This window comes from Enterobacter sp. SCRI0065, assembly GCF_059766475.1.
The window spans coordinates 1-716 of sequence record NZ_JCBAJB010000026.1; the positions used below are offsets into that span (position 1 = coordinate 1).

Consider the following 716-nt stretch of genomic DNA (forward strand, 5'->3'; position numbering starts at 1 on the left):
ATCCGGGTTGCGGACAGTGTCTGGTGGGTAGTTTGACTGGGGCGGTCTCCTCCTAAAGAGTAACGGAGGAGCACGAAGGTTAGCTAATCCTGGTCGGACATCAGGAGGTTAGTGCAATGGCATAAGCTAGCTTGACTGCGAGAGTGACGGCTCGAGCAGGTGCGAAAGCAGGTCATAGTGATCCGGTGGTTCTGAATGGAAGGGCCATCGCTCAACGGATAAAAGGTACTCCGGGGATAACAGGCTGATACCGCCCAAGAGTTCATATCGACGGCGGTGTTTGGCACCTCGATGTCGGCTCATCACATCCTGGGGCTGAAGTAGGTCCCAAGGGTACGGCTGTTCGCCGTTTAAAGTGGTACGCGAGCTGGGTTTAGAACGTCGTGAGACAGTTCGGTCCCTATCTGCCGTGGGCGCTGGAGAATTGAGGGGGGCTGCTCCTAGTACGAGAGGACCGGAGTGGACGCATCACTGGTGTTCGGGTTGTCATGCCAATGGCATTGCCCGGTAGCTAAATGCGGAAAAGATAAGTGCTGAAAGCATCTAAGCACGAAACTTGCCCCGAGATGAGTTCTCCCTGACTCCTTGAGAGTCCTGAAGGAACGTTGAAGACTACGACGTTGATAGGTCGGGTGTGTAAGCGCAGCGATGCGTTGAGCTAACCGATACTAATGAACCGTGAGGCTTAACCTTACAACGCCGAAGATGTTTTGGCG

General features: G+C 54.2%; 1 rRNA gene. It reads left to right on the top strand.

The window, feature by feature from the left end:
* Window positions 1-693 (top strand): 23S ribosomal RNA (locus AC6EMZ_RS23245); the annotation flags it as partial.
* Between the last annotated feature and the right edge of the window lie 23 nt (window positions 694-716).